This window comes from Microbacterium sp. (genome assembly GCF_017305435.1).
Lineage (GTDB): Bacteria > Actinomycetota > Actinomycetes > Actinomycetales > Microbacteriaceae > Microbacterium.
In genome coordinates, this window is record NZ_JAFKIP010000002.1 from 15187 (window position 1) to 38392 (window position 23206).

23 protein-coding genes and 1 tRNA gene are annotated in these 23206 nt (G+C 70.5%); 15 read left to right on the plus strand and 9 right to left on the minus strand.

Translation table 11 applies throughout. The features are described 5' to 3' along the window. Positions 1-6: 6 nt before the first annotated feature. Positions 7-228: an RNA-binding S4 domain-containing protein gene (locus J0I43_RS00105; RefSeq protein WP_292857124.1), complete on the plus strand. Its 222-nt coding sequence runs from the start codon at positions 7-9 to the stop codon at positions 226-228. A gap of 6 nt (positions 229-234) precedes the next feature. Here J0I43_RS00105 and J0I43_RS00110 read toward each other — a convergent pair whose 3' ends face one another. Further along, positions 235-939, minus strand: a complete 705-nt coding sequence (locus tag J0I43_RS00110) for a DUF1684 domain-containing protein (RefSeq protein ID WP_292857126.1) — start codon at positions 937-939, stop codon at positions 235-237. A 112-nt stretch (positions 940-1051) separates the two neighbouring features. Between J0I43_RS00110 and J0I43_RS00115 the strand changes: the two genes are divergently transcribed. The 6 genes from J0I43_RS00115 (at position 1052) to J0I43_RS00140 (ending at position 9037) form a co-directional block, all read left to right on the plus strand. Continuing rightward, positions 1052-3763: an ABC transporter substrate-binding protein gene (locus J0I43_RS00115; protein ID WP_292857129.1), complete on the plus strand. Its 2712-nt coding sequence runs from the start codon at positions 1052-1054 to the stop codon at positions 3761-3763. After that, positions 3760-4806 (plus strand): ABC transporter permease, encoded by a 1047-nt coding sequence (locus J0I43_RS00120; protein WP_292857131.1) that lies wholly within the window; start codon positions 3760-3762, stop codon positions 4804-4806. Before J0I43_RS00115 ends, J0I43_RS00120 begins: the two co-directional genes overlap by 4 nt. After that, the gene (locus J0I43_RS00125) at positions 4803-5654 is read left to right on the plus strand and encodes an ABC transporter permease (protein WP_292857133.1); all 852 of its coding nucleotides are present in this window, start codon (positions 4803-4805) and stop codon (positions 5652-5654) included. Before J0I43_RS00120 ends, J0I43_RS00125 begins: the two co-directional genes overlap by 4 nt. Beyond that, positions 5651-7237 (plus strand): ABC transporter ATP-binding protein, encoded by a 1587-nt coding sequence (locus J0I43_RS00130; protein WP_292857136.1) that lies wholly within the window; start codon positions 5651-5653, stop codon positions 7235-7237. The genes J0I43_RS00125 and J0I43_RS00130 overlap by 4 nt, the downstream gene beginning before the upstream one ends. Then, positions 7230-8309 (plus strand): peptidase C39 family protein, encoded by a 1080-nt coding sequence (locus tag J0I43_RS00135; protein WP_292857139.1) that lies wholly within the window; start codon positions 7230-7232, stop codon positions 8307-8309. Before J0I43_RS00130 ends, J0I43_RS00135 begins: the two co-directional genes overlap by 8 nt. 98 nt (positions 8310-8407) lie before the next feature. Beyond that, entirely contained in the window at positions 8408-9037 is a 630-nt protein-coding gene (locus J0I43_RS00140) for a hypothetical protein (RefSeq protein ID WP_292857142.1), read from the plus strand. On the opposite strand, the gene J0I43_RS00145 is transcribed toward J0I43_RS00140, so the two are convergent. Then, entirely contained in the window at positions 9013-10539 is a 1527-nt protein-coding gene (locus J0I43_RS00145; protein ID WP_292857145.1) for an MFS transporter, read from the minus strand. The two genes, J0I43_RS00140 and J0I43_RS00145, sit on opposite strands and share 25 nt — an antisense overlap. A gap of 100 nt (positions 10540-10639) precedes the next feature. Between J0I43_RS00145 and J0I43_RS00150 the strand changes: the two genes are divergently transcribed. After that, entirely contained in the window at positions 10640-11275 is a 636-nt protein-coding gene (locus tag J0I43_RS00150) for a TetR/AcrR family transcriptional regulator (RefSeq protein WP_292857147.1), read from the plus strand. Between the two features lie 29 nt (positions 11276-11304). Here J0I43_RS00150 and J0I43_RS00155 read toward each other — a convergent pair whose 3' ends face one another. The 3 genes from J0I43_RS00155 to J0I43_RS00165 form a co-directional block, all read right to left on the minus strand. Beyond that, on the minus strand, positions 11305-11676 hold the full coding sequence (locus J0I43_RS00155) for an Lsr2 family protein (protein WP_292857150.1): 372 nt from the start codon (positions 11674-11676) through the stop codon (positions 11305-11307). A gap of 82 nt (positions 11677-11758) precedes the next feature. Beyond that, a complete protein-coding gene (locus J0I43_RS00160) occupies positions 11759-12607 on the minus strand; it encodes a LuxR C-terminal-related transcriptional regulator (RefSeq protein WP_292857153.1) in 849 nt (282 codons plus the stop codon). An 83-nt stretch (positions 12608-12690) separates the two neighbouring features. Beyond that, positions 12691-13227, minus strand: a complete 537-nt coding sequence (locus J0I43_RS00165) for a methylated-DNA--[protein]-cysteine S-methyltransferase (RefSeq protein ID WP_292857156.1) — start codon at positions 13225-13227, stop codon at positions 12691-12693. A 149-nt stretch (positions 13228-13376) separates the two neighbouring features. On the opposite strand from J0I43_RS00165, the gene J0I43_RS00170 reads away from it, so the two are divergent. Beyond that, positions 13377-17117, plus strand: a complete 3741-nt coding sequence (locus J0I43_RS00170) for an AAA family ATPase (RefSeq protein ID WP_292857159.1) — start codon at positions 13377-13379, stop codon at positions 17115-17117. Continuing rightward, entirely contained in the window at positions 17104-17313 is a 210-nt protein-coding gene (locus tag J0I43_RS00175; protein WP_292857162.1) for a hypothetical protein, read from the plus strand. The genes J0I43_RS00170 and J0I43_RS00175 overlap by 14 nt, the downstream gene beginning before the upstream one ends. An 83-nt stretch (positions 17314-17396) precedes the next feature. Here J0I43_RS00175 and mscL read toward each other — a convergent pair whose 3' ends face one another. From mscL to J0I43_RS00190, 3 genes are read right to left on the minus strand one after another with little or no spacing between them, the layout of a single operon-like run. After that, a complete protein-coding gene (gene mscL, locus J0I43_RS00180) occupies positions 17397-17822 on the minus strand; it encodes a large conductance mechanosensitive channel protein MscL (protein ID WP_292857165.1) in 426 nt (141 codons plus the stop codon). Positions 17823-17856: 34 nt separating this feature from the next. Next, positions 17857-18141: an FmdB family zinc ribbon protein gene (locus tag J0I43_RS00185; RefSeq protein WP_292857168.1), complete on the minus strand. Its 285-nt coding sequence runs from the start codon at positions 18139-18141 to the stop codon at positions 17857-17859. Positions 18142-18168: 27 nt separating this feature from the next. Then, a complete protein-coding gene (locus tag J0I43_RS00190; protein ID WP_292857171.1) occupies positions 18169-18765 on the minus strand; it encodes a 5-formyltetrahydrofolate cyclo-ligase in 597 nt (198 codons plus the stop codon). A 73-nt stretch (positions 18766-18838) separates the two neighbouring features. On the opposite strand from J0I43_RS00190, the gene galU reads away from it, so the two are divergent. The 4 genes from galU to J0I43_RS00210 all read left to right on the plus strand — a co-directional run bounded on the left by galU (position 18839) and on the right by J0I43_RS00210 (position 21534). Then, entirely contained in the window at positions 18839-19717 is an 879-nt protein-coding gene (gene galU, locus J0I43_RS00195) for a UTP--glucose-1-phosphate uridylyltransferase GalU (RefSeq protein ID WP_292857173.1), read from the plus strand. Positions 19718-19758: 41 nt separating this feature from the next. Further along, positions 19759-20388, plus strand: a complete 630-nt coding sequence (locus J0I43_RS00200; RefSeq protein ID WP_292857175.1) for a GNAT family protein — start codon at positions 19759-19761, stop codon at positions 20386-20388. Positions 20389-20487: 99 nt separating this feature from the next. After that, entirely contained in the window at positions 20488-21408 is a 921-nt protein-coding gene (locus tag J0I43_RS00205) for a large exoprotein (RefSeq protein WP_292857178.1), read from the plus strand. Between the two features lie 50 nt (positions 21409-21458). Further along, positions 21459-21534, plus strand: a tRNA-Ala gene (locus J0I43_RS00210). 123 nt (positions 21535-21657) lie between these two features. Here J0I43_RS00210 and J0I43_RS00215 read toward each other — a convergent pair. After that, positions 21658-22641, minus strand: a complete 984-nt coding sequence (locus J0I43_RS00215; RefSeq protein WP_292857180.1) for a YafY family protein — start codon at positions 22639-22641, stop codon at positions 21658-21660. On the opposite strand from J0I43_RS00215, the gene J0I43_RS00220 reads away from it, so the two are divergent. Continuing rightward, the gene (locus J0I43_RS00220) at positions 22619-23155 is read left to right on the plus strand and encodes a DUF1761 domain-containing protein (RefSeq protein ID WP_292857182.1); all 537 of its coding nucleotides are present in this window, start codon (positions 22619-22621) and stop codon (positions 23153-23155) included. The two genes, J0I43_RS00215 and J0I43_RS00220, sit on opposite strands and share 23 nt — an antisense overlap. The last annotated feature ends 51 nt before the right edge of the window (positions 23156-23206 follow it).

Here is a 23206-nt window from a genome sequence, read left to right on the forward strand (position 1 = left end):
TGCGGGATGACCGCCACACCGACCGACGTGCCGATCGGTGGCGACAGCATCCGACTCGGGCAGTTCCTCAAGTTCGCCGGCGTGCTCGATTCCGGCGGCGACGTGAAGGAGGCCATCATCGACGGCTTCGTCACGGTCAACGGCGAGATCGACCGCCGCCGTGGCCGCCAACTGCAGATCGGCGACGTCGTCGGCTTCGACGGTCGCAGCGTCCGCGTCTGCCGCTAGACCGCCTCAGCGCACGAGCGCTTCCCCCGCACGCACCGGAACCGTGATTCGGTTCTCGGCCGGCGGCAGGAGGCACACGTAGTGATCCGAAAACGCGCACGGCGGGAGCGTGGCGCGATTGAGGTCGACAGTCACCGCGCCGTCGGCATCGGGAGCGGGTAGGCGCAGTTGCCGGAAGCGGTGGCTCTCGCCGCCGCTGGTGCCATCGGAGAACACCGCGGACAACGAGCCGTCGAGACTCCGGTCGACGGTCAGCTCCAGCGCCGTGCCGAGCAGGTGGAAGGAGACGACACCGTCGTGCGTCGCCGTGGAACGGTGGCCGTCGACCGATTCGGTCGTCACGGGCGCGTCATCCACCGGGCGGAACGTGCCTTGCCGGACCGCCGCGGGGTCGTACGGGAAGCGCTCGATCCTCGAGATGCCCCGCGCGCTTGCCGCGAGCGGATCCAGGACCCGCACAGCGACCGCGCCGTCTCGGAAGAAGCCGCGCAGCAGCACGCCGCCCTGATGCAGCTCCTCGCCGGATGCCAGGGCGACGGTGCGCCCGTCGATGTCTCCCTGCGCCGCGCCGTCGTGGGCACGCCAGGTCCCCGGTGCGCCATCGAACACGCGCGGAGTGTCGTCGAGCCAGTGCGTCGCGGCGAGCGATGCGATGCCGTACGGCGCCCACACCGCGGCATCCCGTTCCTCGCGCCAGGCCGTGTCATCCATGAGGTCTCCATCTCACCGCAGTGGTGCGCGTTCGCGACATTATGTGTCGCCGTGTATCCGATCGATACATACTGTTACACCATCGACATCTAGGTATGAATAGCATGCCCCTATGGATCCCACGATGGGTACACCGGAGCGGAACGAAGATCGGGCCGAACTCGGCGCGATCGACGTCGATGCGTTGACGCGCGCCCTGGACGTCCACTCGCTGCGGATCCTCGTCGCGATCGATCAGACCGGCTCGATCAGCGCAGCGGCCCGCGCTCTCGGGCTGACCCAGCCGACGGTGACCCAGCACGTCCAGCGTCTCGAGGCCCGGCTGAGCGTCGGCGTCGTGGCGCGGACAGCACGCGCCGCGCATCTCACCCCGGTCGGACGGCTCCTCGCCGCGCACGCGCCCCGCATCGACGCAAGCCTCACCGCCGCAGCGACCGAGCTCGCGCACATGCTCGGAAGGCGTGCGGAGGCCGTTCGCTTCGCCGCTCCGCCCGCGCTGATCGCCGGAGCGCTCGCGCCAGCGCTCGGCCGACTCGCTCGCACCCGTCCCGACATCACCGCGAGCGTGATCGAGGCGGCCGACGCAGCCGAGGCGATCGCCATGGCCCGCGACGGACGTGCCGACATCGCGGTGACGAGCGAGATCGCGCCGCATGGCGGTCGGGCGTCGGCACCGCGCCGCCGCGGCATGCGGTCGACGTTCCTGTTCGCCGAGGAGATCGTCGCGCTCACGACGAACGACGCTCCCGCCGAGCGGGGCCGTGTCGCTGCGCAGGCCCTCGCCGCCGACCCTTGGATCACCGGCGCCGGGACGTCGACGGCGCACATCGCTGAGCTCGTCGGTCGCCCCGCTCGCGACGTCGACACCGCGGTCTCGCTCCCGTACGCCGCCATCTCGTTGGCCGCGAACGGTGTCGGTGCCGCGTTCCTGGCCGAGGGCGAGCTCTCCGGCGTCACCGTCCCGAACGGCGTGCGCATGCTCGGACTCGCTCCCGCCGTCACCCGCCGTACCACCGCCTCGGTCCTCGTGGAGGCGACATCCATCCCCGCCGTCGCGGAGGCGCTGCGCCTCCTCGCGGCGCACCGTCCGGCGACGGCGGGCATCGACGCGCTCGTCGATGCCCGCCGTGGCAGCGCCGGCCACCGCGCGCGCTTTCCGTCCGTCCCGCAGCATCCTTCCCGCCCATCCCGTCCCGCAGAGGAGCCCGCCATCATGCTCTCGTCCACCACCACCCGCCTGGCCTCGGCCGGAGCGGTCGCCGCCGCCGGCGTGCTGCTGCTATCGGCCTGCACGACCGGTTCCGCGAGTCCCGGCAAGACCGTCGGAGCAGACACCGGCGCCGACATCGACAGCATCACGGTCGCTCTGCCGGGGTCCCTCTCCAACCTCTATGTCGGTCAGGAGGCCGGCATCCTCAACTACTACATCGCGTCGATCGCGCAGGAGGGTCTCGTCTCGATCGACGCCCAGGGACGCGTGCAGCCGGGGCTCGCCGAGTCCTGGGAGCAGACCGACGACCTCACATACGTCTACGAGCTCCGTGACGACGCCCGGTTCCAGGACGGTACCCCCGTGACCGCCGATGACGTCGTGTTCAGCCTCGAAGAGGCGCGCGACGAGACGGCGTCTCCCGGCCTCGCGTACTACCTGACGGGCGTCGACACGATCGCGAAGACGGGGGATGCCGAGGTCACGATCACTCTGACGGCTCCCGATCCGGCGTTCGCTGCGAACATGAGCAGCGGCGGTGCCGCCTTCATCACCTCGAAGAAGTTCTGGGAGGAGCACGACGGCAAGGTCGGCACCTCCGACGCCCTGCTGCTCGGTTCCGGCCCCTACCAGGTCACCGAGTTCGTGCCCGACTCGCACGTCACCCTGGAGCGCGTCGACACCTGGTGGGGCGACCTGCCGAAGGTCAAGGAGATCACCGTCTCGTTCATCCCGGACGAATCCACCCGCCTTCTCGCGGCGCAGTCCGGCGACACAGACGTGGCGTTCAACGTACCGCTGGCGCAGGCGGCGCAGTGGGAGAAGCTCGACACGATGCGCGTCGACTACATCAACGACCTCTCCTACGTCGGGCTGTACTTCAACACGAAGGTCGCGCCGTTCGATGACCCGAAGGTGCGCGAGGCCGTGGCGCACGCGGTCGACCGCGACGCGTACGTGACCTCCCTGCTGCGCGGGCACGGGGAGGCGGCGACGGCCATCATGACCCCCGAGTCGCTCGGCAAGGCGTACGGAGCCGACGAGGCTCGCGCCAAGCTCGCGACGATTCCGCAGTGGGACTTCGACCTGGATGCCGCCAAGAAGGCCCTCGCCGCATCCGGATCTCCGGACGGCTTCGAGGCGGAGCTGCTGACCCCGAACACCGGGCCGCAGCTGGGCTCGGCCGCGCAGGCCCTCGCTCAGAACCTCGCCGACATCGGCATCACCCTGAATGTGCGCGAGGTGCCGATCGAGGAGTGGCTCGCGAGTCTCGATGCGGCCGGCGACCACGGCATCAACCTCATGTGGTACTTCTCGACCCTCGGCGACCCCGCGGAAGTGCCGAGCTACCTGCTCGGCGCCGGAAACCCGGCGGGCTATGACAACCCCGTCGTGACGGACCTGCTGGCCCAGGCGGGGGCGACCTCCGATCCGAAGGCGCGCATCGACCTGCTCGTGAAAGCGGAGACGGCACAGGCGAAGGATGTCGTCAACGTCCCCCTCTGGTGGGGCCAGTCCGCCACGGCGTTCGCGAACGACCTGGGGATGAAGGACTACAGCTCCTTCGCCTTCATCTCGTCCTGGCCGACCCAGCTCTACCGGGCGGCGGAGTGACCGCCACCTCCTTCTTCCGGTCGCGCGCGGCGCGAGCACGTCCGCTCGGACGTCTGCTCGCGCTGCGCGTGCTCGGAACGGTCGCCGTGCTCCTCGTGCTGTCGATCGTGATCTTCTCCCTCATGTACCTGGCCCCGGGCGACCTCGTGAAGAACCTGCTCGGGAACCGCCCGGTGACACCGGAGGCCGTCGCCGCCGTGCGCGCGCAATACCACCTCGACGATCCGCTCGTCGTGCAGTACCTGCGCTGGCTCGGCGGGTTCGTGACCGGTGACCTCGGCACCTCGATCCGACTGCAGGTGCCCGTCGCCGACGCGATCGCGGCGCGCCTCGGCGTGACCCTCGCCCTGTGCGGCCTCGCGTTCGCGGTCGCGCTCGCCGTGGCCGTGCCGATGGGGGTCCGCAGCGCCGTGCGCCCCGGGGGAGCGGTCGACCGCATCGCGAACGTCTTCGCGATCGTCGGCCTCAGCGCCCCCACCTTCGCCGTCGGCCTCCTCCTGCTCTATGCGTTCGCGTATTACCTGCCGATCCTCCCCGTCTACGGGGCGGGCGACGGAGGGCTCGACACGCTCCGCCACCTCGTCCTTCCGGCCGTCACCCTCGCGCTCGGTCTCGGTGCGATCGTCCTGAAGCTCACCCGCACGGCGATGCTGCGCGAACTGGCATCCGACTACGTCACCGCGGCTCGCGCGCGGGGGCTGCGTGATCGCACCGTCGACCGCATCGCGCTCCGCAACGCCGCCATCCCCATCGTGACGGGAGCGAGCCTCGTGCTGACCTTCCTCGTCGGCGGAACCGTCCTCGCCGAGACGACGTACGCGCTGCCGGGCCTCGGCACGCTGCTGCAGGACTCCGTGCTCTTCAAGGACATCGCCGTGGTGCAGTCGCTGATCCTCCTCATCGCGATCGTCATCGCCGTCATCGCCCTCCTCGCCGATCTCGCCTACCTGCTCCTGGATCCGCGCGTGCGGGATGCCGGGGCGGCGGCCATCGCCGGAGCCGGGCCCACAGAGAGCACGGAGACCGTGGGGAGCGTCGCATGACCGCCGCGATCGAGCTCATCAGCACGCCGACGCGTCGGCGTGCGCCCTGGGCGATCGTCGTGGTGATCGCCTTCCTCGCCATCGTCGCCGCGCTCGCCGCATTCGGCGGGCTCCTCTTTCCCGACGCGATGCGTCAGGACATCCTGTCGAGCCTGCTGCCGGCGGGGACCGCCGGCCACCCGCTCGGCACCGATGAGCTCGGCCGCGATGTGGTCGCGATGACCATCGCCGGAACGGCATCGTCCGTCGTGGGCCCGGTGCTCGTCGCGGTCGGATCGATGCTCTGCGGCATCGTGCTCGGCACGATCGCCGGCTACGAGCGTGGATGGCTCGACTTCGTCATCGGGAGATGGACGGATCTCCTCCTGGCCCTCCCCGTGCTGCTCGCGGCCATCGTCGTCTCCGGCATCCTGGGCGGGGGATACGCGGTGACGGTCATCCTGCTCATCGTGCTGTTCTCCCCGTCCGACATCCGGATCGTGCGCGCCGGCGTGCTCGAGCAGTCGGCGCGCCCGTACATCGAGGCCGCCCAGATGCTGTCGCTCTCGCGGTGGCGGGTGATGTTCCGGCACATCCTCCCGAACGTCTCCACGCTCGTGATCACCAATGTGATGCTCAACACCGCCTTCGCGCTCGTCGCGTTCTCCTCGCTGTCATTCCTCGGGGTCGGGGTGCCGCCCGGCACGGCCGACTGGGGTCGGCAGCTCACCGACAACAGGGCCATCATGTTCGACAATCCTGCCGCGGTGATCCTGCCGGCGCTGCTCATCATCCTGGTCGCCTGCGCTGTCAACGTCCTCGGCGACTGGCTGGGCGAACGGCTGTCGCGGACGGGGGCGGGCGCATGACCGGCGTCGTCGTCCAGGGCCTGACGGTCGAGGGTCCCGCGGGTCGCGTCGTCGCGCCGTTCGACGTCGACATCGAGGCGGGCGGGATGCTCGCGATCATCGGCGAGTCCGGCTCGGGCAAGACCCTGTCGGCGAAGAGCCTCGTCGGGCTCCTGCCACGGGGCTTCCGCGCACAGGGCAGTCTCCGGGTGAGGGAGCGCGAGATCGATCTCGGCGCCAAGCCCGAGCACTGGCGCGGCGTCCTCGGCCGGATGGTCGCGCTCCTCCTGCAGGACCCGTTCACGAGCCTCTCGCCCGTGCACCGGTGTGGGGACCAGATCGCATGGACGATCGAGGCCGCGCGGGGAACACGCCTGCGCGGAGAGGACCGTCGCGCGGCGGTCGCTCGGAGCCTGGCCGAGGTGAAGCTCCCCGCGCGCGTCGCGGGCGCTTACCCGCACCAGCTCTCCGGCGGCATGCGGCAGCGCGTCGCGATCGCCGCCGCGGTCGCGAGCGATCCGATGCTCCTGATCGCCGACGAGCCGACGACCGCCCTCGACGCGTCGAACCAGGCGGAGGTGCTGGACGCCCTCCAGGCCCTGCAGCGGTCTCGCGGGCTCCCGATCGTCCTGATCTCACACGACCTCGGCGTCGTCCGCGGCCGTGCGGACGAGGTGCTCGTGATGCGGCACGGGGAGATCGTCGAGAGGGGTCGCACCGCTGACGTGCTGTCCGCTCCCCGGCATCCGTATACGCGCGCGCTCGTCGCGGCGGATCCGTCTCTCGCCGCCGCCCCCTCCGCGGTGGAGGGGCGGCCCGTCCGCGCCGACGACCCTCTCGTGCGGGTCCGCGGTCTCGGAAAGCGCTTCGGGGAGCGCGTCGTCGTGAGCGGCGTGGATCTCGATGTCGTGGCGGGGGAGATCGCCGGCATCGTCGGGGAATCCGGTTCAGGCAAGTCGACGCTGGCCCGCTGCATCGCGGGGCTCGAGCGCGAGGATGCCGGCACCGTCGTCTTCGACGGCGTGCCGCTCGCACCCGGGCGGCACTCGCGGACGCCGGGGCAGATGCAGATCGTCTTCCAGGACCCGTACTCCTCGCTCAACCCGATGATGACGGTCGGGGCGATCCTCAGCGAGGCGCTCCGCGCCGCGCCCGGCGGCGGCGACACGGTCACGAGCCTCCTGGAGATCGTCGGCCTCGACCCGCAGTTCGCGTCGCGCCGCCCCGCCGATCTGTCGGGCGGCCAGCGGCAGCGTGTCGCGATCGCGCGTGCGCTCGCTCCGCGGCCGCAGCTGCTGATCTGCGACGAATCCGTGTCGGCGCTCGACGTGTCCGTGCAGGCCCAGATCCTCGATCTCTTCCGCCGGCTGCGGGCCGAGCGGGGCGTCACCATCCTGTTCATCTCGCACGACCTGGCCGTGATCCGCACCCTTGCCGACACCGTCACCGTGATGTGGGAGGGGCAGGTCGTCGAACACGGATCGTGCGCCGACGTGCTCGAGGACCCGCAGCACCCGTTCACCCAGACGCTCGTCGCGGCATCCCGGCATCCCGGTTCCGCTGTGACGCGTGAGATCCACCCCGGAGAGAGCTCCCATGACTGACACCCGCACGCCCGTCCAGGTCGAGGTGCACGCCGGCATGGATGCCGTCCGCGCTGCGCTCGACACCGGCGTCGGCGATCTCGTCGGCCCCGAGCGGACCTCTCCCTGGTCGGTGGACCGGGAGTTCTACCGGCCCGAGCTCCGGGTCGCATTCCAGGATGGACACCCGGTCGCCGCCGTTCTGACGACGGGGCGCCCCGCGACCGCGGCGACCACGCTCGTCGAGCCGTGGTGGACGTCGGCCCCCGCGCTCGCGGCGCTGGTGGACGACGTGGTGGATTGGGCACGGCGGCGCGGCGACGTCGCACTCAAATGGAGCACGACGGAAGAGATCCCGGAGGTGGCGATCGACGCCGGCTTCGTGCCGCTGACGGCGCCCTTGGGAGCCGTGGGCACGGAGGGGGTTCGCGGCGCCGTCCGCTGGTTCGCGGACATCCCGCATCGCGAGCCCGGCTACTACGCGCAGACCACCATGTTCACCTGCGGGGCGGTCGCCGCGCTCATGGGCGCCCCGCTCCGGGATGCCGACGGCTTCGCCGGCGACCGGGATGACCGGGCGCGCGAACTCGAGTACTGGCGCCGAGCCAGCAACTATCCCGCCTGCGAGCCGGTGGGCCTCGCCGTCGCCACGGCGGAATACCTGGGTACGAAAGCGATCGAGGTCGCCCTCGACGCCGAGGGTCCGGTGCTGGTCGAGGGGTACGACCACTTCGACCTCTCCTTCCGCACCGAGCTGCAGGCCGAATCGCGCCGTCGCGCCGGTGAGCTCGGCCTCGTCCAGCGGAGTGAACGCGTCGCGGTCGCCGAGATCGCCCGTCGCGTCGCCGACGGCGAACTGGCGCTGCTTCTCATCGACGAGGCGCCGATGCACGGCGAGCACGGCCCGCATTGGGTACTCGCCCACGCCTCCGACGGCTCCGAGGTGGTGATCGTCGAAGACCCCTGGGTCAACCGCGACACCGGGGAGACGTGGGTCGACACCCACGAGCTGCCCATCGCGCTCGCCGACCTCAACCGGCTCGTCCGCTGGTCCGACGCCGGCTACCGCGGAGTCGTGTTCATCGGTCGGTGAGCGGAGGCGGCGACCCCTCGCGCCACCCTCATCCGCGCCGGCCGATTGATCCGGTCGGTGCCGGCACGGGGCGATCCCGTCGCCGATAGCATGCGCGGGTGGGCTTCTCACCATCGGATCCGGCGACGGTGAGCTCACCGCGCGTCGATGTGGTGTGGCTGCCCGTCGGGGCGGGTGGCCACGTCGCCGTCCACACCAGTCGATGCTGGGAGCTCTTCCGCGCTCATCGCGAACACCGTTCTCCACGCCCCCTGTTCCACGCCGCGCTCGAGGTCTTCGACGGCGATGCACGGCACGTGATCGAGATGGCGCCGGCCTGGAGCGGACCTGCCGGTGAGCGAGGCGTCGTCATGACCGGACCGGTGGGTGCGCGACCCCTCGGCGTCATCCGCCTGTTCCGCTACGAGATCCGCTGCTGGCGGGACGGGCATATCCCCGACCGGGCATGGGCTGTCTCCCCGCCGGTGAGCCTGCCGATGTCGCGCGCCGGGTCACGTGCGCTGCTCGCGCAGGTCCCTGACCTGCCCCGGCACGTCTGGGGGCGTGACGTCTTCGGGATCGGCGATATGTGGAACTCCAACTCCGTCATCTCCTGGCTCCTCACGGTGTCCGGCCTCCGCGTGAGCACGCTCCGCCCACCCCAGGGCGGTGCGGCCCCCGGGTGGCGGAGCGGAGTGGTCGCCGCGCTGAGCCGCGCCGAAGGTCAGTGCGCGATGACGCTCGGCTGATCCGTCTCGGCTGACCCCTCACCTGAACTCGACGTCCCGTGCGAGAGGGACAGTCCCTGGCCGCGCCGACGGAAGAGCAGCGCCGACAGAACGGCGCCGACGGCGAAGAACCCGGCACCCCACCAGTACGCCGTCGCGTAGCTCGCCAATGCGGCATCCACGCCCACTTCAGGCGTGACGGGCGCGTGCGCCACCAGATAGTCCGCCATCGCGGTCGCGGCGAGCGTGTTCAGCAGCGCGGTGCCGATCGAGCCGCCGACCTGCTGACTCGTGTTGACCATCGCCGAGGCGACGCCGGCGAAGTGCCGGTCGACGCCGAGCGTGGCGGTCTGCATCGAGGCGGGCATGATCGTGCCCATCGCGAACCCCATGAGCATGAGCGGCGGCATCACGTGCGCGGCATACGTGCTCGTCGCGTCGAGCAACGTGAGCCAGATCATCGCGACCACGCCGAGCGTCATCCCGATCGGCACCAGCACCTTCGGCCCGAACCGCGGGACGAAGATGTTCGTGCCCAGCTGCGCCGCAAGCACCAACATCGCGATCATCGGCAGGAAGGCGAGACCTGTCTGGATCGGTGTGTAGTTCAGCGTCAACTGCAGGTAGTAGGTGACGAACAGGAAGATGCCGAACATCCCGGCGCCGGCGATCATCACCGACAGATACGCGGCACCGCGGTTGCGGTCGAGCACGATCTGCAGCGGCAACAGGGGATGCGACGCCTGTGTCTGCCAGAACACGAATCCGGCGATCAACACCGCGGCTGCGGCCAGCATGCCCCACGTGAACGGCGAGTCCCATCCGTCGGTCTCGGCGTTCGAGAAGCCGTAGACGAGTCCGAACAGACCACCGGAGATCAGCAGCGTGCCGGGCACATCGAGCTTCGGTCGCGGACCCGAACGGCTGATGTGCGGGACGTACAGGAACGCGCCGACGAGGGCGAACGCCGCGATGAACACGTTGATGTATAGGTTCCACCGCCAGTCGAGCCATTCGGTGAGGATGCCGCCGAGCAGCAGTCCGACGGCTCCGCCTGCGCCGGCGATCGCACCGAAGACCCCGAATGCACGGGCGCGCTCCTTGGGGATCGTGAATGTCGTGGTGAGGACCGCGAGGGCTGTCGGCGCGAGCAGGGCGCCGAAGACGCCCTGGAGCGCGCGAGTGGCGACGAGCACTTCGAACGTGGGTGCGGCGCCGCCGAGCGCCGAAGCGAGGGCGAATCCGATGAGCCCGATGATGAACGTCCGTTTGCGACCGATCAGGTCGGAGAGGCGCCCGCCGAGGAGCAGCAGGCTGCCGAACGCGAGCGAGTAAGCCGTGATGATCCACTGACGCTGACCGTCACTGAACCCGAGATCGGCTTGGGCGGAGGGGAGTGCGATGTTCACGACGGTGGCGTCGAGCACCACCATGAGCTGGGCGAGTCCGACGACCACGAGGGTGATCCAGTGACGCCGGTCGGTCGCTGAGGGAGTCGTCGGGGTATCGGTCGAGGAAGACATGCAGGTGACTATATACGGTACTAATGAGTTTCGGATATGTGGCGTTCACGAATTAACCCGCTGGTAACGTGGACGTGGACGTGGGAAGGAGACGAGAGCGATGGCTCAGCTCGCCGATGCCCCGAAGCCCCGGCTCGGGCGCAAGCGCGACCACAGCCGCGACCGCGAGATCCTCGAAGCCGCACTCGACGTGCTCGCTGAGACCGGCTACGACGGCATGACGATCGACATGGTCGCCGCTCGAGCCAAGGCGGGTAAGGCGACGCTCTATCGGCGCTGGGCGTCGAAGCCCGAACTCGTGCTCGACGCCGTCGCGTGCATGAAATCGTCGGACGCCGATCTTGCGGCTCCGCCCGACACCGGCACGCTCCGCGGCGACCTCGTCGCGATGGTGAAATCGCCCACGCTCGCGCAGAGCGAGCGCAAACTCAAGGTGATGGCGGGCATCGTCTCGATGATCGCGCGCGACCCCGACCTCGCTGCCGCGGCCCAGGCGGCGCTCGTCGAACCACGCGCGGCAGCCAACCGGATCATCTTGGAACGCGCCATCGATCGTGGTGAGATCCCCGCCGATGTCGATCTCGACACGCTGTGCATGATCGGGCCCGCGATGGCGTCGTATCGAACCCTGATGCTCCAGCTCCCCATCGACCGCGCGTTCTCGATCGGCGTCATCGACCGCGTCATCCTGCCGGCGGCACGGGCGTGCGTCACGCCGCGCGGCGCCGACGCGTAGCGCACCGACGGTCGGCGTCGGCGGTGAGGTCAGTGTGCGGCGTCGTACGCCTCGAGCACGGCGGCCGGGACGCGACCGCGCTCCGAGACCGTGTAGCCGTTGCTCGCCGCCCATTCACGGACGGGGGCGTAGTCGCGCTGCCCGGAGCGCTTCTGCTTGCGCCCCGCGCCCCCCGCGCCGCCGCGCGCGGCACCCGCGTCGCGTGCAGATCGCGATGAGACCGACCGTGCCGCGGCGAGATACGGCGCGAATGCAGCACGGAGCGCCGCCGCGTTGTCGTCGGTGAGGTCGATCTCGTAGGCGGCGCCGTCGAGCGAGAAGAGAACCGTCTCGCCCTCTCCGGGCTCGAGGACGGTGCCGTCCAGGTCGTCGACGAGCTGATGCACGATTTTGCGGGCCATGGGCTGAGCCTAGTGAGCACGGGGCCGCCGTCGGTATAGAGCGGCCCGCGCGCCGCGACATCGCGTGTCCGGACGTCTCGCGTCAGGGGAGCAAGCCCGCGCGGCGCGCTTTCGTCACGGCGGCGTGGCGCGTCGAGGCATCCAGCTTGGCCATCGCCGCCTGGAGGTACGACTTGACGGTCCCCTCGCGCAGGCTGAGGTGGACGGCGATCTCCGCATTCGTCTGGCCGAGAGCGGCGCAGGCGAGGACGTCGGTCTCGCGGGGCGACAGGCGCACGTCGATCGGCTCGTGCGGCATCGTCCGGTCGCGCGTGAGAGTCGCCAGACGCTCCTCCACGGCCGTCAGTCGACGACGGATGCCGGGGTCGGCGACCTCGGCGCCGATCCGGCGGAGCTCGGCATAGGCCTCGCGCAGCTCCTCGCGGGTCGCGACGTCGATGCCGGGTGCCGCCTCCGGGGCGAGCGCGATCCGGCGGGCGACCTCGTCGCGCACGCGCAGCTCGGTGGCGAGGTCGGAGGCGACCTGCAGCGCCGCGCGCGCGGTGTTCTCGCCGAACGGCGCCTGCGTCCAGGAGCCGCAGTAGAGCACGCCGCGGCTCTTGCCGCCGACGAGCACCGGGACGGCGAACAGCGTCGAGATGCCCTCGCCGAGGATCGCGCGGTCGTAGTCGTGCGTGATGTTGCGGGACGAGCCGTAGTCGAGCGCCAGGCGGGGGCGGCGCTCGACGAACGCGCGGCCGCCGAGGCCCCGCGTCGGGTGGACGACGAGCCCGGCGAGATGGCCGGTGCGGTTTCCGACGACCGTCGTGACGTCGATCGCGCCGGACTGCTCGAAGCCGCCGAAGGCGACCGGGAGGCCGGTGCGCGTCGCGAGATCGCCGACCGCGCGGGCGAGGAGGTCCGCATCCGAGGCGAGTCCGACCGGTGTCATCTCGCGGTCACCTACTTCCGGCGGCGACGTCGCTGCCGCTCTTTTCGTCCTCCCGACGATACCATCGAGCCCCCGCGGCCGGCCTACACGGCCGCGGGGGCTCCGCTCACGCGCGCCTCCAGATCGATCAGGTAGCGCTTGCGCTCGGGGTGGCCGCCGTACTCGCCGATCGAGCCGTCGCTGCGCACCACGCGATGCGCGGGGACGACGATCGAGATCGGCGTGCGCGCACACGCCGATCCGACGGCGCGGTTCGCGCCGGGGGAGCCCGCCGCGATCGCGACCTCCGCATACGACCACACCTCGCCGTACGGGATCTCGAAGATGCGCTCGAGCGCCGTGCGGACGAAACCCTGCACCGTGCCGAGATCGAGCGCCACGTCGAAGCGCCGACGAGCGCCGGCGAAGTACTCGTCGAGCTGCGTCGTCACGGCCGCGGTCGCCCCGGCATCCGGCTCGGGTGCGGTACGCAGGGCGCGCGTGACCTCCGCGAGGGCTCCGTCGACGGCGCCGAGTGCCACGTCGAGGACATCGAGGAAGGTGAGACCCCGGTCGGTGACGACGACGAGGGCCTCGCCGATCGGCGTCGGGTGCACCGAGAAGGCGGCGGGAGTGCTCATGCACACATCATGGCGCGGTCATCGCTGCGGCCCGGCGCCGGACCGCAGATCTGTGGACGGATCCGGAAAAGGGCCCGCTGGGGAGAAGGCGATGGGTCCAATCCCACGAAACCCGCGGTTCTGACCGGTTTCCGCACCCACGCGCGCCTATGGTGTCGAGTGTGTGGCGAGCAGACGGTGGCGCCGTGCGAGGCGTGAACGACGCCGAGCACGTGAGCGCAGTGACCCCGGCCGACCTCGATCTGTCGGAGCCGGGGGTCAGAGTGACGCACGCCGCGCAGGCGGAGCGCGACCGCCTCCGCGAGGAGAGCGGGGAGCTCGGCGGCACCTCGACGCTGCTCCACTATTCGGATGCCGGAGACGCCGGCATCGACATCACGAAGGCCCACCCGGGCAGCCTCCCGCAGTTCATCACCGGCCGTCCGACGCTCCTCTCCAACCTCTTCCGCGACGAAGTCGCGCTCCTCACCGCAAAACGCGCCGCCGAACGCATCGCCGCGAAGGACGTCGAGCTCCGCACGGCGCGGGGCCTCGACACCGTCCACCTCGCCGTCGCGATCGCCGCGTGGCGCATCGGCGGCGTCTCCTACGCCGCGCCCGTGCTGCTGCGCCCGCTCGCGATCCGCCGTCACCATCTCGACTTCGACCTGCGTCTGCACGGGTCGTTCACCATCAACCCCGAGCTCGTCGAGGCCGCGCGCACCCACTTCGGCATCGCGATCGACGGCCGCGCGCTCGCTGCCCTCGCCTACGACGACGGCGTGTTCAAGCCGCAGCCGGTCATCGACCACCTGCGCGCGCTGACGGCTCACATCGACACCTTCACCGTCCTGCCGCGTCTCGTCGTCTCGACCTTCGCCGACGTGTCGTCGCACATGACGCGGGATGCCGAGGACCTCGACCATCCCATCCTGAACGCCCTCGGCGGTCATGTCGGCGACCGCGAGGACCTCGCCGCCCTCCGTCGCATCCCGACGCTCGTCGGGGCGGACGATCGACCCCCGGCATCCGACCGCCTCCTCCTCGATGCGGATGCCGAGCAGGAGGCGGTCCTCGCGCGCATCCTCGCGGGCCAGTCCCTCACGGTGCAGACGCTCCCCGGCACGGGCGGCACGCAGACGGTCATCAACGCGGTCGGCGAGCTCGTGCGCGCCGGCAAGCGCGTCCTCGTGGTGAGTGCGCGCCGCTCGACGCTCGACGGCATCCGTCACCGCCTCTCCGGTATCGGCCTGCCCGCGCTCGCCGTGTCGCCGACGCAGCTGCATCGCGACCTCATCCGGGCGATCGGGCGCAACGAGAAGGCCGAGCAGCCGAAGGTCGCCGACGTCGACGACGCGCTCGTGCGGCTGCGCACCGTGCTGCGCGACTACCGCGACGCGCTCACGGGGCGCCACCCGCAGCTCGGGATCTCACCGCTGGAAGCGCTGCGCACCCTCACGACGATCACGCAGCAGCAGCCGCAGCCCTCCGCCGAGACGCGCTTCGACCTGAGGACCCTGCAGAACCTGTCGACGCGTCGCGCGGAGGCCGCGCACGCGCTGCAGACCGCGGCGCGCCTGGGAGAGTTCCGCTTCGGCCCCGACGATTCGCCGTGGTACGCGGTTGCGTTCGAGACGACGCAGCAGGCGACCGACGCGCACGCCCTCGCGGCGCGCCTGCACCGCACCGACGTACCCGCGATCCTGGAGCGCGGATACGAGCTCATCGCGCAGACGCGGATGCGGCCGTTCGCGACGGTCTCCGAGCTCGGGGCGTACATCCAGCTGCTGCAGGGCATCCGCGGGTCGCTCGACCGGCTCAGCATGACGGTCTTCGAACGACCTCTCGGTGAACTCATCGACGCGCACGCACCGCGCCGCGACGCCCCCGAGATGGCGGGTGCGCAGCGCCGCCGCCTCAAGAACCTCTCGCGGGAGTACGTGCGCCCGGGCATGCACGTCGCGGACATGCACGAGTCGCTCGTGCGCGTGCAGCAGCAGCGCGCCCAGTGGCAGCAGCTCGTCGAGCCGGGGGTCCTCCCCGAGGTGCCGATCGGCCTCGACGACGTCGCCGCGTCGTGGCAGCGCATCGACGCCGACCTCGCCGCTCTCGACGCGGCGCTCGGGCGATCGCAGGCCCTGGCATCTCTCCCCATCCCGCTTCTCCTGCGCACCCTCGCCGGGCTCGCGGCCGAGTCCGCCGTCTTCGACAACGTCGTGGAGCGCGCGACGCTCCGGGGGCGACTGGCCGAGCTCGGCCTCGACGGACTCCTGACGGAGCTGTCCACGCGGCACGTGCCGGAGGATCAGGTCGCCGCAGAGTTCGACTTCGCATGGTGGCAGTCGGCGTTGGAGGTGCTGCTGCGCAGCGACCGTGCCCTGCTCGGTGCGAACACCGCCGTCGTCGACCGACTCGAGCGCGATTTCCGGCTCGTCGACGAGGCCCACGCGGGTTCGGCGGGCCCGCTCCTGGCCGCGGAGCTCGCCACGAAGTGGAAGATCGCGGTCGTCGACGAGGCGCACGAGGCGAACGCGCTCAAGCACGCGCTGCGATCGGGGGCGACGACTCCCGCCGAGCTCGTCGGCGCCGCGCCCTCGCTCGTCCGCACGCTCGCCCCCGTCTGGCTGGCCTCGCCGTACGAGGTGCCCTCGATCCCGGTGACGGCGCCGTTCGACGTCGTCGTGATCGCGGATGCCGCAGCGCTCTGCCTCGCCGAGGCCGCGCCCGCCCTCCGTCGGGCCGGGCAGGTCGTCGCGTTCGGCGACCCCGTGACGCAGAAGCCGACGCCGTTCCGTGTCGGTGCCGGTGCGCCGCTGCTCGCCGACCAGTCCGGCGCCGACGACGTCCCGTTCGACGACGTGAGCGTCTTCGAACGACTGTCGGAGATCGTGCCCGAGGAGATCCTCACCCGCAGCTATCGCGCCGGCGGCGAAGACCTCGCCGAGCTCGTGAACTCGGCCTTCTACGACGGCCGGCTCGTCTCCCTGCCGTGGGCCGGCTCGTACCTCGGCCGCGGCAGCCTCAGCGTCGACTACGTCGAGGGCGGCCACGGCACGCCCGATCCCGTCACGGGCGCCGTCGAGAGCCCGGATGCCGAGGTCGCGCGCGTCGTCACCCTCGTCGTCGAGCACGCCGTCAACCGCCCGACCGAGTCGCTCATGGTCGTCACCGCGTCCACGCGACACGCCGAACGCGTCCGTGCGGCCGTCGCCGCGGCGTTCTCGGGGCGCGCGGACGTCGCCGACTTCGTCGGGCGCGACACCGCCGAGCCGTTTGCGGTACTCGGCCTCGAGGAGTCGGTCGCCGAGAGTCGCGACCGCGTCGTGTTCTCGCTCGGGTTCGGCCTCACGAAGCACGGACGTGTGCTCAGCGACTTCGGCGACCTGTCCGGAGACGACGGCGAGCGGCTCTTGCGCGTCGGCATGACCCGCGCCCGCCGGTCGATGGTCATCGTCTCCTCGATCCGCCCGTCGGCGTTCGACGAGGGGCGGCTCGCGTCCGGGGCATCCCGCCTCATGACGATCCTCGGCGGCATCGCGGCCCGCGCGCGCGAAGCCCGCCTGGAGGACCTCGCCGACCCGCTGACGCTCACGCTCGCCCGCCACCTGCGTGCCCGCGGCGTCGCGGTGGATGTGGACTACCGGGGTCAGCTGCCGATCGTCGCGCAGTACAAGGGCAAGGCGATCGTCGCCGAGAGCGACGCCGACACGGCGCACGACACCCTCCGCGAGACGCTGCGGCTGCGGCCGCAGGTGCTGCGGCGCCTCGGCTGGCACTACATCCGCGTCCACGCGTTCGACCTGTACAGCGATCCGGCCGGCGTCGCCGAACGGATCGCTGCGATCCTCGGCGTGCCCTCCGAAGGCGGCGCGGTCGACACGCAGACGCAGCCGATCGATGTCCTCGACTGATCCGGATGCCTCAGCGCCGGACTCCCCGCGGCAGCGCATCGTGCGGGTGCGCGGTGCGCGGCGCGCTCAGCTCACGCCCGTCGCCGGGAGCGATCCGGACCCCGAGATGATCGCGACGCGCGACGCTCCCGCACCAGGCGGACTCGGCGGGCCGAACGACGAGCGGATGCGACAGGACGTGCCGCCGCACTACTGATGCGGGGCAGTGATCTCGATACACCGCGGCTGCGCCGCGGCACACGATCAGCGAGGGGGCGCTGCGTCCGCCGCGGCACTCGATCAGCGAGGGGGGCTGGTCGTGCCGTTCTTCTCGAGCAGATCGCGGATCTGGATGAGCAGCTCCTGCTCGGTCGGCAGCTTCGCCTCGGGGACCTCGTCGACGCCCGCCTTCGCGGCCTGGCGCTCCTTGAAATGGTTCATCGGCAGGACGAAGACGAAGTAGACGATCGCCGCGACGGCGAGGAAGTTGATGATCGCCCCGACGATCGAGCCGACGAGGAAGGTCGACGTGCCACCGGACAGCGTCGGGACCTCCAGCGTCCACGAGCTCAGGTCGCCGACCTGGAAGATCACACCGATCAACGGGTTGATGAGGCCTTCGACGAACGTGTTGACGATCGCCGTGAACGCGGCGCCGATGACGACAGCGACCGCGAGGTCGATGACGTTGCCGCGCATGATGAAGTCTTTGAAGCCTTTGATCATCCGAGTCTCCTCACGGTCTCCGGCCTCGGCCGGCTCACGATCCCGACGATGCGGGGGAGGCCTTCGCCTCAGACTTCGATGATGTCGAAGATGACGTGCTCGCGCCACCGCTCTCGCCGGACGTCTTCGCCGACGAGGAGGACGCACGCGAGTCGGTGCGGTAGAAGCCCGAGCCGTTGAAGGTCACCCCGACCGAACCGTACTGCTTGCGCAGGGGGCCACCGCACTCGGGGCACTCGGTGAGGGCGGAATCGCTGAAGGACTGGACGGCGTCGAAACGGTGGCCGCACTGCGTGCAGGCGTAGGCGTAGGTGGGCATGTGATCCTCGAGGGGGGCGGGGTGTCCTCAGCGCCCGGCGGGCGCGAGGGCGATGGTCTGAGTCGGGGTGACGACGCCGGTGACCGGCTGGTCGTGCACATCGTGGGGCACGGCATCCAGGATCTCGCTGTCGAAGACGACCGCGTACACCGGCGGGCAGTGCTCCATGGACCCGATGGTCTTGTCGAAGTATCCGCGGCCCCACCCCATGCGCATGCCGGTGCGGTCGACGGCGGCGGCGGGCACGATCAAGAGGTCGACGTCGTTCACGGCGAGCGGGCTCAGCACCTCGCCGACGGGCTCCGGCGTGCCGTAGAGCCCGTCCGCGATCTCGCCGTCGGGGTCGGCGACGGCCCAGTCCATGAGGCCGTCCTCGCGGGTGATCGGCAGGAGCACGCGGATGCCGCGCGCCACCGCCCCGCGGATGAAGTCCTGCGTCCCCGGCTCGGTGGGAGTCGACAGGAAGCAGGACACGCTGCGCGCGCCGAGGCGCTCGACGAGCGCGTCGAGCTGCACGGCCAGCCCCGCGGCATCCACCGCGCGGTCGGCGTCGGAGCGCTGCTGGCGTCGCTCGCGCAGATCGGCGCGCAGCGCCCGCTTCGCATCGGCGATGGCATCCGGCATGGTCCGATTGTATTCGCGCTCCTCGTTACGGGACGTTTGTCGCCCTGAAACACGTGCCGGATAAGGTAGCGACATGACTTCCCCCCGGATCAAGGCCGTCATCCCTGCCGCGGGCCTCGGCACGCGCTTCCTCCCCGCCACCAAGGCCATGCCGAAGGAGATGCTCCCCGTCGTCGACAAGCCGGCCATCCAGTACGTCGTGGAAGAGGCGGTGGGTGCGGGCATCGACGACATCCTCATCATCCTCGGGCGCAACAAGAACAACATCTCGAACCACTTCGACTCGGTGCCCGAGCTCGAGAACACGCTGCGGGGCAAGGGCGACCACGAGAAGCTCGCGCGCGTGCAGGCCTCGACCGAGCTCGCCGACATCCACTTCGTCCGGCAGGGCGAGCCGAAGGGCCTCGGCCACGCGGTCCTCCGTGCCAAGAACCACGTGGGCGACGCGACGTTCGCCGTGCTCCTCGGTGACGACCTGATCGATGAGCGCGACCCGCTGCTGACGACCATGATCGCCGAGAACGCGCGCACGGGCCTCACCGTCATCGCGCTCATGGAGGTCGACCCGGAGCACATCCACCTGTACGGTGTCGCCGAGGTCGAGCCCACCGACAACCCCGATGTCGTCCGCGTGAAGGGCCTCGTCGAGAAGCCCAAGCGCGAGGACGCTCCCTCCAACTACGCCGTCATCGGCCGCTACGTCCTCACCCCCCAGGTGTTCGACATCCTCGCGCGCACGGCGCCCGGCAAGGGCGGCGAGATCCAGCTCACCGACGCGCTGCAGGAGCTCGCCGTCACCGACGGCGTCCTGGGTGTCGTGTTCCACGGTCGCCGGTACGACACCGGCGATAAGGTGGACTACATCAAGGCCATCGTGCAGCTGGCATCCGATCGTGAGGATCTCGGACCGGCGCTGCGCCCGTGGCTCCAGGAGTTCGCCGCGCAGCTCTGACGCCGCGTCGGAGAGTGCGACCGACAGTGTGAGGAGGGCCGATGGACGTGGCCACACCCCGTCAGCACGGTCGCATCTCGCTCCGACTCGTCAAACAGCGCGACGCCCGGGCACTGCAGGCGGAGCTCCTGAACAACCGATCGTGGCTGCGCCCATGGGAGGCGACGAGCCCCGACGGTCCCGTGTCGTTCGACATGCGCCTCGGCATCCGCCGCCTGCTGCAGCAGTACCGCGACGGCGGCGGCGTGCCCTTCGTCATGGAGTACGACGGAGAGATCGCCGGGCAGCTGAACGTGTGGGGGATCGCGCGCGGCTCGCTCTCGTCGGCGACGATCGGCTACTGGGTGGGCGAGCGCTTCGCGGGGCGCGACATCACCCCGACCTGCGTCGCCCTCGCGACCGACGTCTGCTTCCGTGAGCTGGGGCTGCACCGCATGGAGATCTGCATCCGACCGGAGAACAAGGCGAGCCTGCGCGTCGTCGAGAAGCTCGGGTTCCGCTACGAGGGGCTCCGTCGCCGGTTCATCCACATCGCGGGGGACTGGCGCGACCACTACGCCTTCGCGCTCGTCCGCGAAGAGGTGCCCGACGGCGTCCTGCAGCGCTGGGTGGCCGGGCGGGTGCCGGCGGATGCCGCGACGGTGCCGCTCTCGGACCGGCTGCCCGGTTGAGGGCGCGGACCCGCTCCGGAGGCTTCAGGTTCGACTCGAACCTCAGACACGCGGGCGGGCTGACCGCCCGCGTGCCGTCTCGGCCCTAGCGTTGAGCGCATGGGCGGCCAGGTTCTCGGTGGGGGAGTGATCATCCTCGTCGCCGTCGTGCTGTGGCTCGTCTATCTCCTCCCCTCGTGGCATGGCCGCCACCAGTTCAACGCCGCCGAGCGCAACGCCGTGCGGCTGAATCAGGCCCTCCGCGTCCTCGCCGAGACGAGCGAGACGCCGCAGGAGGTGCGCCTCGAGCTCAACGCCCGCACGGCGCTCGCCCACCAGCGCCTCGCCAAACAGGCGCAGACCGAGCGCGAGCAGGCGGACCTCGCTCGCGCCCGGGCCGAGCTCGCCGCCGCGACCCTCCTCGCCAAGGCCGAAGCCGCCGCCGCGCGCGAGCGCGCCGCGGCGACCTCGCGCGCTGCCGCCGCACGCCCCGAGCTGCGCCGGGCGCGTGCACGGCGCCGCGCGCGGCTCGTCGCGGCGACCGTCGCTGCCATCGCTCTCGCCCTCGCGATCGTCGGAGGGGTCCGCCTCGCGACGGGCGCGTCCGGCGTTCTGCTCTGGACCGGCCTCGTGCTCGGCGTGACGGCAGGGGCCGTGCTCGGTCGGATGTCGGTCGTGCAGCGTCGTGCCGTCGTGCGGGTCGCCGCGCCCGACGTCGTGCGTGTCGCCCGCGACCTGCAGGACGTCGCGCTCGGCTCGGATCGGGTCGGCTGGACTCCGCGTGAGCTGCCGCGGCCTCTCACGGCGTCGGCCGGCTCGCGCGCGGCGACGGTGCTGGATGAAGCGGCGGCGCGCGATGCGCTCCGCCGCGCCGCGCTCGAGGAAGCGATGCGGGCGCGCGCCGAGGCGCAGCGCCCGCCGTCGATCGTCGCGGCGCGGACGCGCCGCGACGAGGAGTTCACGGGCGGCCCCGGCGCCGGAGACGACGCGATCGAGGCACACGTGCGTCAGCTGCTGGCGCGACGCGCGAGCGGGCAGTAGCGGTGTGCGAGAGCCCCCTCGGACGCGTGCTAATGTAGATGACGGTTCACGGGCCTATGGCGCAGTTGGTAGCGCGCCTCGTTCGCATCGAGGAGGTCAGGAGTTCGAATCTCCTTAGGTCCACCACATCAGTCTCTTTGGAACAAGTGACTTTGTAAGAGCCACCTTCACACGGCGCTTCTCTCTCGGGAGAGGCGCCGTGTGTGGTTTCGGCCACGGTGACGATCGCGTGGCCGTGACCGGGGTGACTCACGGCGCGGTTGCGGAGAATCGCTGGGCGAGTTCGGCGAACGCGGACGCGAGTTCGGGTGGGTTGACCTGGCTGATGGTGGCATCGAACAGCGCGAGTTTGACGGCGAGGCTGTTCCATGACCAGGAGCCCATTCGAACCCGGCAGGTATCGAGGCTGAGTCCTTCTACGGTGCCGTCGCGGACATAGGGGACTGCTTCGGCGGCGGGAATCCCGAGGATAGCGTCGCCCCAATGGGGCCAGCTGTCGGGTCCTGTGGAACCTCTGAAGCGTGCCGACAGGTACGCGGCTGGGTCACCGCCAGGCACCGAGCGTGGGGTGAAGTGTTTGCCGTTGTGAGAGCGGGGGAAGATCCGGTCAGCACGGTAGATGCGCCAGTCGTCGCGGGTGGTGGAGTATCCGATGACATACCAGTGGCCGTTGCTGAGGATCAGGTGGTGGGGTTCCGTCCGGGAGGGCGGTCCGGGTTCGGTGTCGGGGTTTACGACCGAGGCGTAGTCGAAGCGGAGTTCTTCGCTCTTCTGGATCGCCTCGCCGATGCGCAGCAACACGGCCGGGTTCGCGGCTGTTTGCTGCGGGTGGCCGGGAACCGAGGAGGCGGCGGTGAGTGTCTCGATGCGGCGTGCGAGATGGTCGGGCATGGTGCGGGTGATGATGGCGAGGGCTCGCTCGGCGGCGTCAGCGATGCCTGCACCGAGGGCGCCCGCGGCCCCCAGCGAGAGGGCGATGGCGATGGCCTGCTCGTCATCGATCATGAGCGGCGGCAGATGGGTGCCTGCGCCGAGGCGGTAGCCTCCGTCGGGTCCACGGGTGGCATCGATCCGGTAGTCCAGTTCTCGCAGGCGTTCCACGTCGCGGCGCACGGTTCGCTCGCTGACCTCCAGCCGTTGCGCCAGGAGGCGTGCCGGCCAATCCCGGCGCGCTTGCAGCAATGAGAGCAGAGCAAGGAGCCGCTGCGAGGTGGAGGTCGACGAAGAGGGCACGAGATCGATTCTGCCGAAATACCGGACTCTCTCTGACCGCAATACCAGGAAAGGTGTGACCGGGTCGGATCGTCCGGGCCGGAAAGGCACTTCCTTTATGTTCACTGTTCTCGCGCAGCTCAACTGGCTCGCCATCCTGGTCGCGTTCATCGTCTCCGCTGCCCTGGCCGCGGTGTACTTCCCCGTGTTGATCGCGAAACCCTATGCGGTCGCGTTGGGTCGTCAGGATGCGCCGAGTATCAAAGGCACCCCGGTCAGCAACCTCGGGCCGGTGGTGTGCGTGCTGCTGATCACGATCACCAGCGCGGTCCTGCTGCGGGCAATGGATGTCACTGATGTCGGGGAGGCGGTCGTATTCGCCCTCATCGTCGGGGTTGGTTACCTGACGGTGATGACGTTTCAGATCGCGATCAACCCGAACTTCCCGCGCCCACTGCTCTACGGGCTGATCAACGCCCCGTACTTCATCCTCAGCAGCATCCTGACCGCCATCATCGTGACCCTCATCCGGTAAAAGGGTCGCCATCACGATCGGTGCAGCACATCAGCATCACCACTACACCTC

Coding starts and splice junctions, on each gene's coding strand:
- J0I43_RS00105 (WP_292857124.1), top strand. CDS start 7: ATGACCGCCACACCGACCGACGTGCCGATCGGTGGCGACAGCATCCGA.
- J0I43_RS00110 (WP_292857126.1), bottom strand. CDS start 939: ATGGATGACACGGCCTGGCGCGAGGAACGGGATGCCGCGGTGTGGGCG.
- J0I43_RS00115 (WP_292857129.1), top strand. CDS start 1,052: ATGGATCCCACGATGGGTACACCGGAGCGGAACGAAGATCGGGCCGAA.
- J0I43_RS00125 (WP_292857133.1), top strand. CDS start 4,803: ATGACCGCCGCGATCGAGCTCATCAGCACGCCGACGCGTCGGCGTGCG.
- J0I43_RS00130 (WP_292857136.1), top strand. CDS start 5,651: ATGACCGGCGTCGTCGTCCAGGGCCTGACGGTCGAGGGTCCCGCGGGT.
- J0I43_RS00135 (WP_292857139.1), top strand. CDS start 7,230: ATGACTGACACCCGCACGCCCGTCCAGGTCGAGGTGCACGCCGGCATG.
- J0I43_RS00145 (WP_292857145.1), bottom strand. CDS start 10,539: ATGTCTTCCTCGACCGATACCCCGACGACTCCCTCAGCGACCGACCGG.
- J0I43_RS00150 (WP_292857147.1), top strand. CDS start 10,640: ATGGCTCAGCTCGCCGATGCCCCGAAGCCCCGGCTCGGGCGCAAGCGC.
- J0I43_RS00155 (WP_292857150.1), bottom strand. CDS start 11,676: ATGGCCCGCAAAATCGTGCATCAGCTCGTCGACGACCTGGACGGCACC.
- J0I43_RS00160 (WP_292857153.1), bottom strand. CDS start 12,607: ATGACACCGGTCGGACTCGCCTCGGATGCGGACCTCCTCGCCCGCGCG.
- J0I43_RS00165 (WP_292857156.1), bottom strand. CDS start 13,227: ATGAGCACTCCCGCCGCCTTCTCGGTGCACCCGACGCCGATCGGCGAG.
- J0I43_RS00170 (WP_292857159.1), top strand. CDS start 13,377: ATGGTGTCGAGTGTGTGGCGAGCAGACGGTGGCGCCGTGCGAGGCGTG.
- J0I43_RS00175 (WP_292857162.1), top strand. CDS start 17,104: ATGTCCTCGACTGATCCGGATGCCTCAGCGCCGGACTCCCCGCGGCAG.
- mscL (WP_292857165.1), bottom strand. CDS start 17,822: ATGATCAAAGGCTTCAAAGACTTCATCATGCGCGGCAACGTCATCGAC.
- J0I43_RS00185 (WP_292857168.1), bottom strand. CDS start 18,141: ATGCCCACCTACGCCTACGCCTGCACGCAGTGCGGCCACCGTTTCGAC.
- J0I43_RS00190 (WP_292857171.1), bottom strand. CDS start 18,765: ATGCCGGATGCCATCGCCGATGCGAAGCGGGCGCTGCGCGCCGATCTG.
- galU (WP_292857173.1), top strand. CDS start 18,839: ATGACTTCCCCCCGGATCAAGGCCGTCATCCCTGCCGCGGGCCTCGGC.
- J0I43_RS00200 (WP_292857175.1), top strand. CDS start 19,759: ATGGACGTGGCCACACCCCGTCAGCACGGTCGCATCTCGCTCCGACTC.
- J0I43_RS00205 (WP_292857178.1), top strand. CDS start 20,488: ATGGGCGGCCAGGTTCTCGGTGGGGGAGTGATCATCCTCGTCGCCGTC.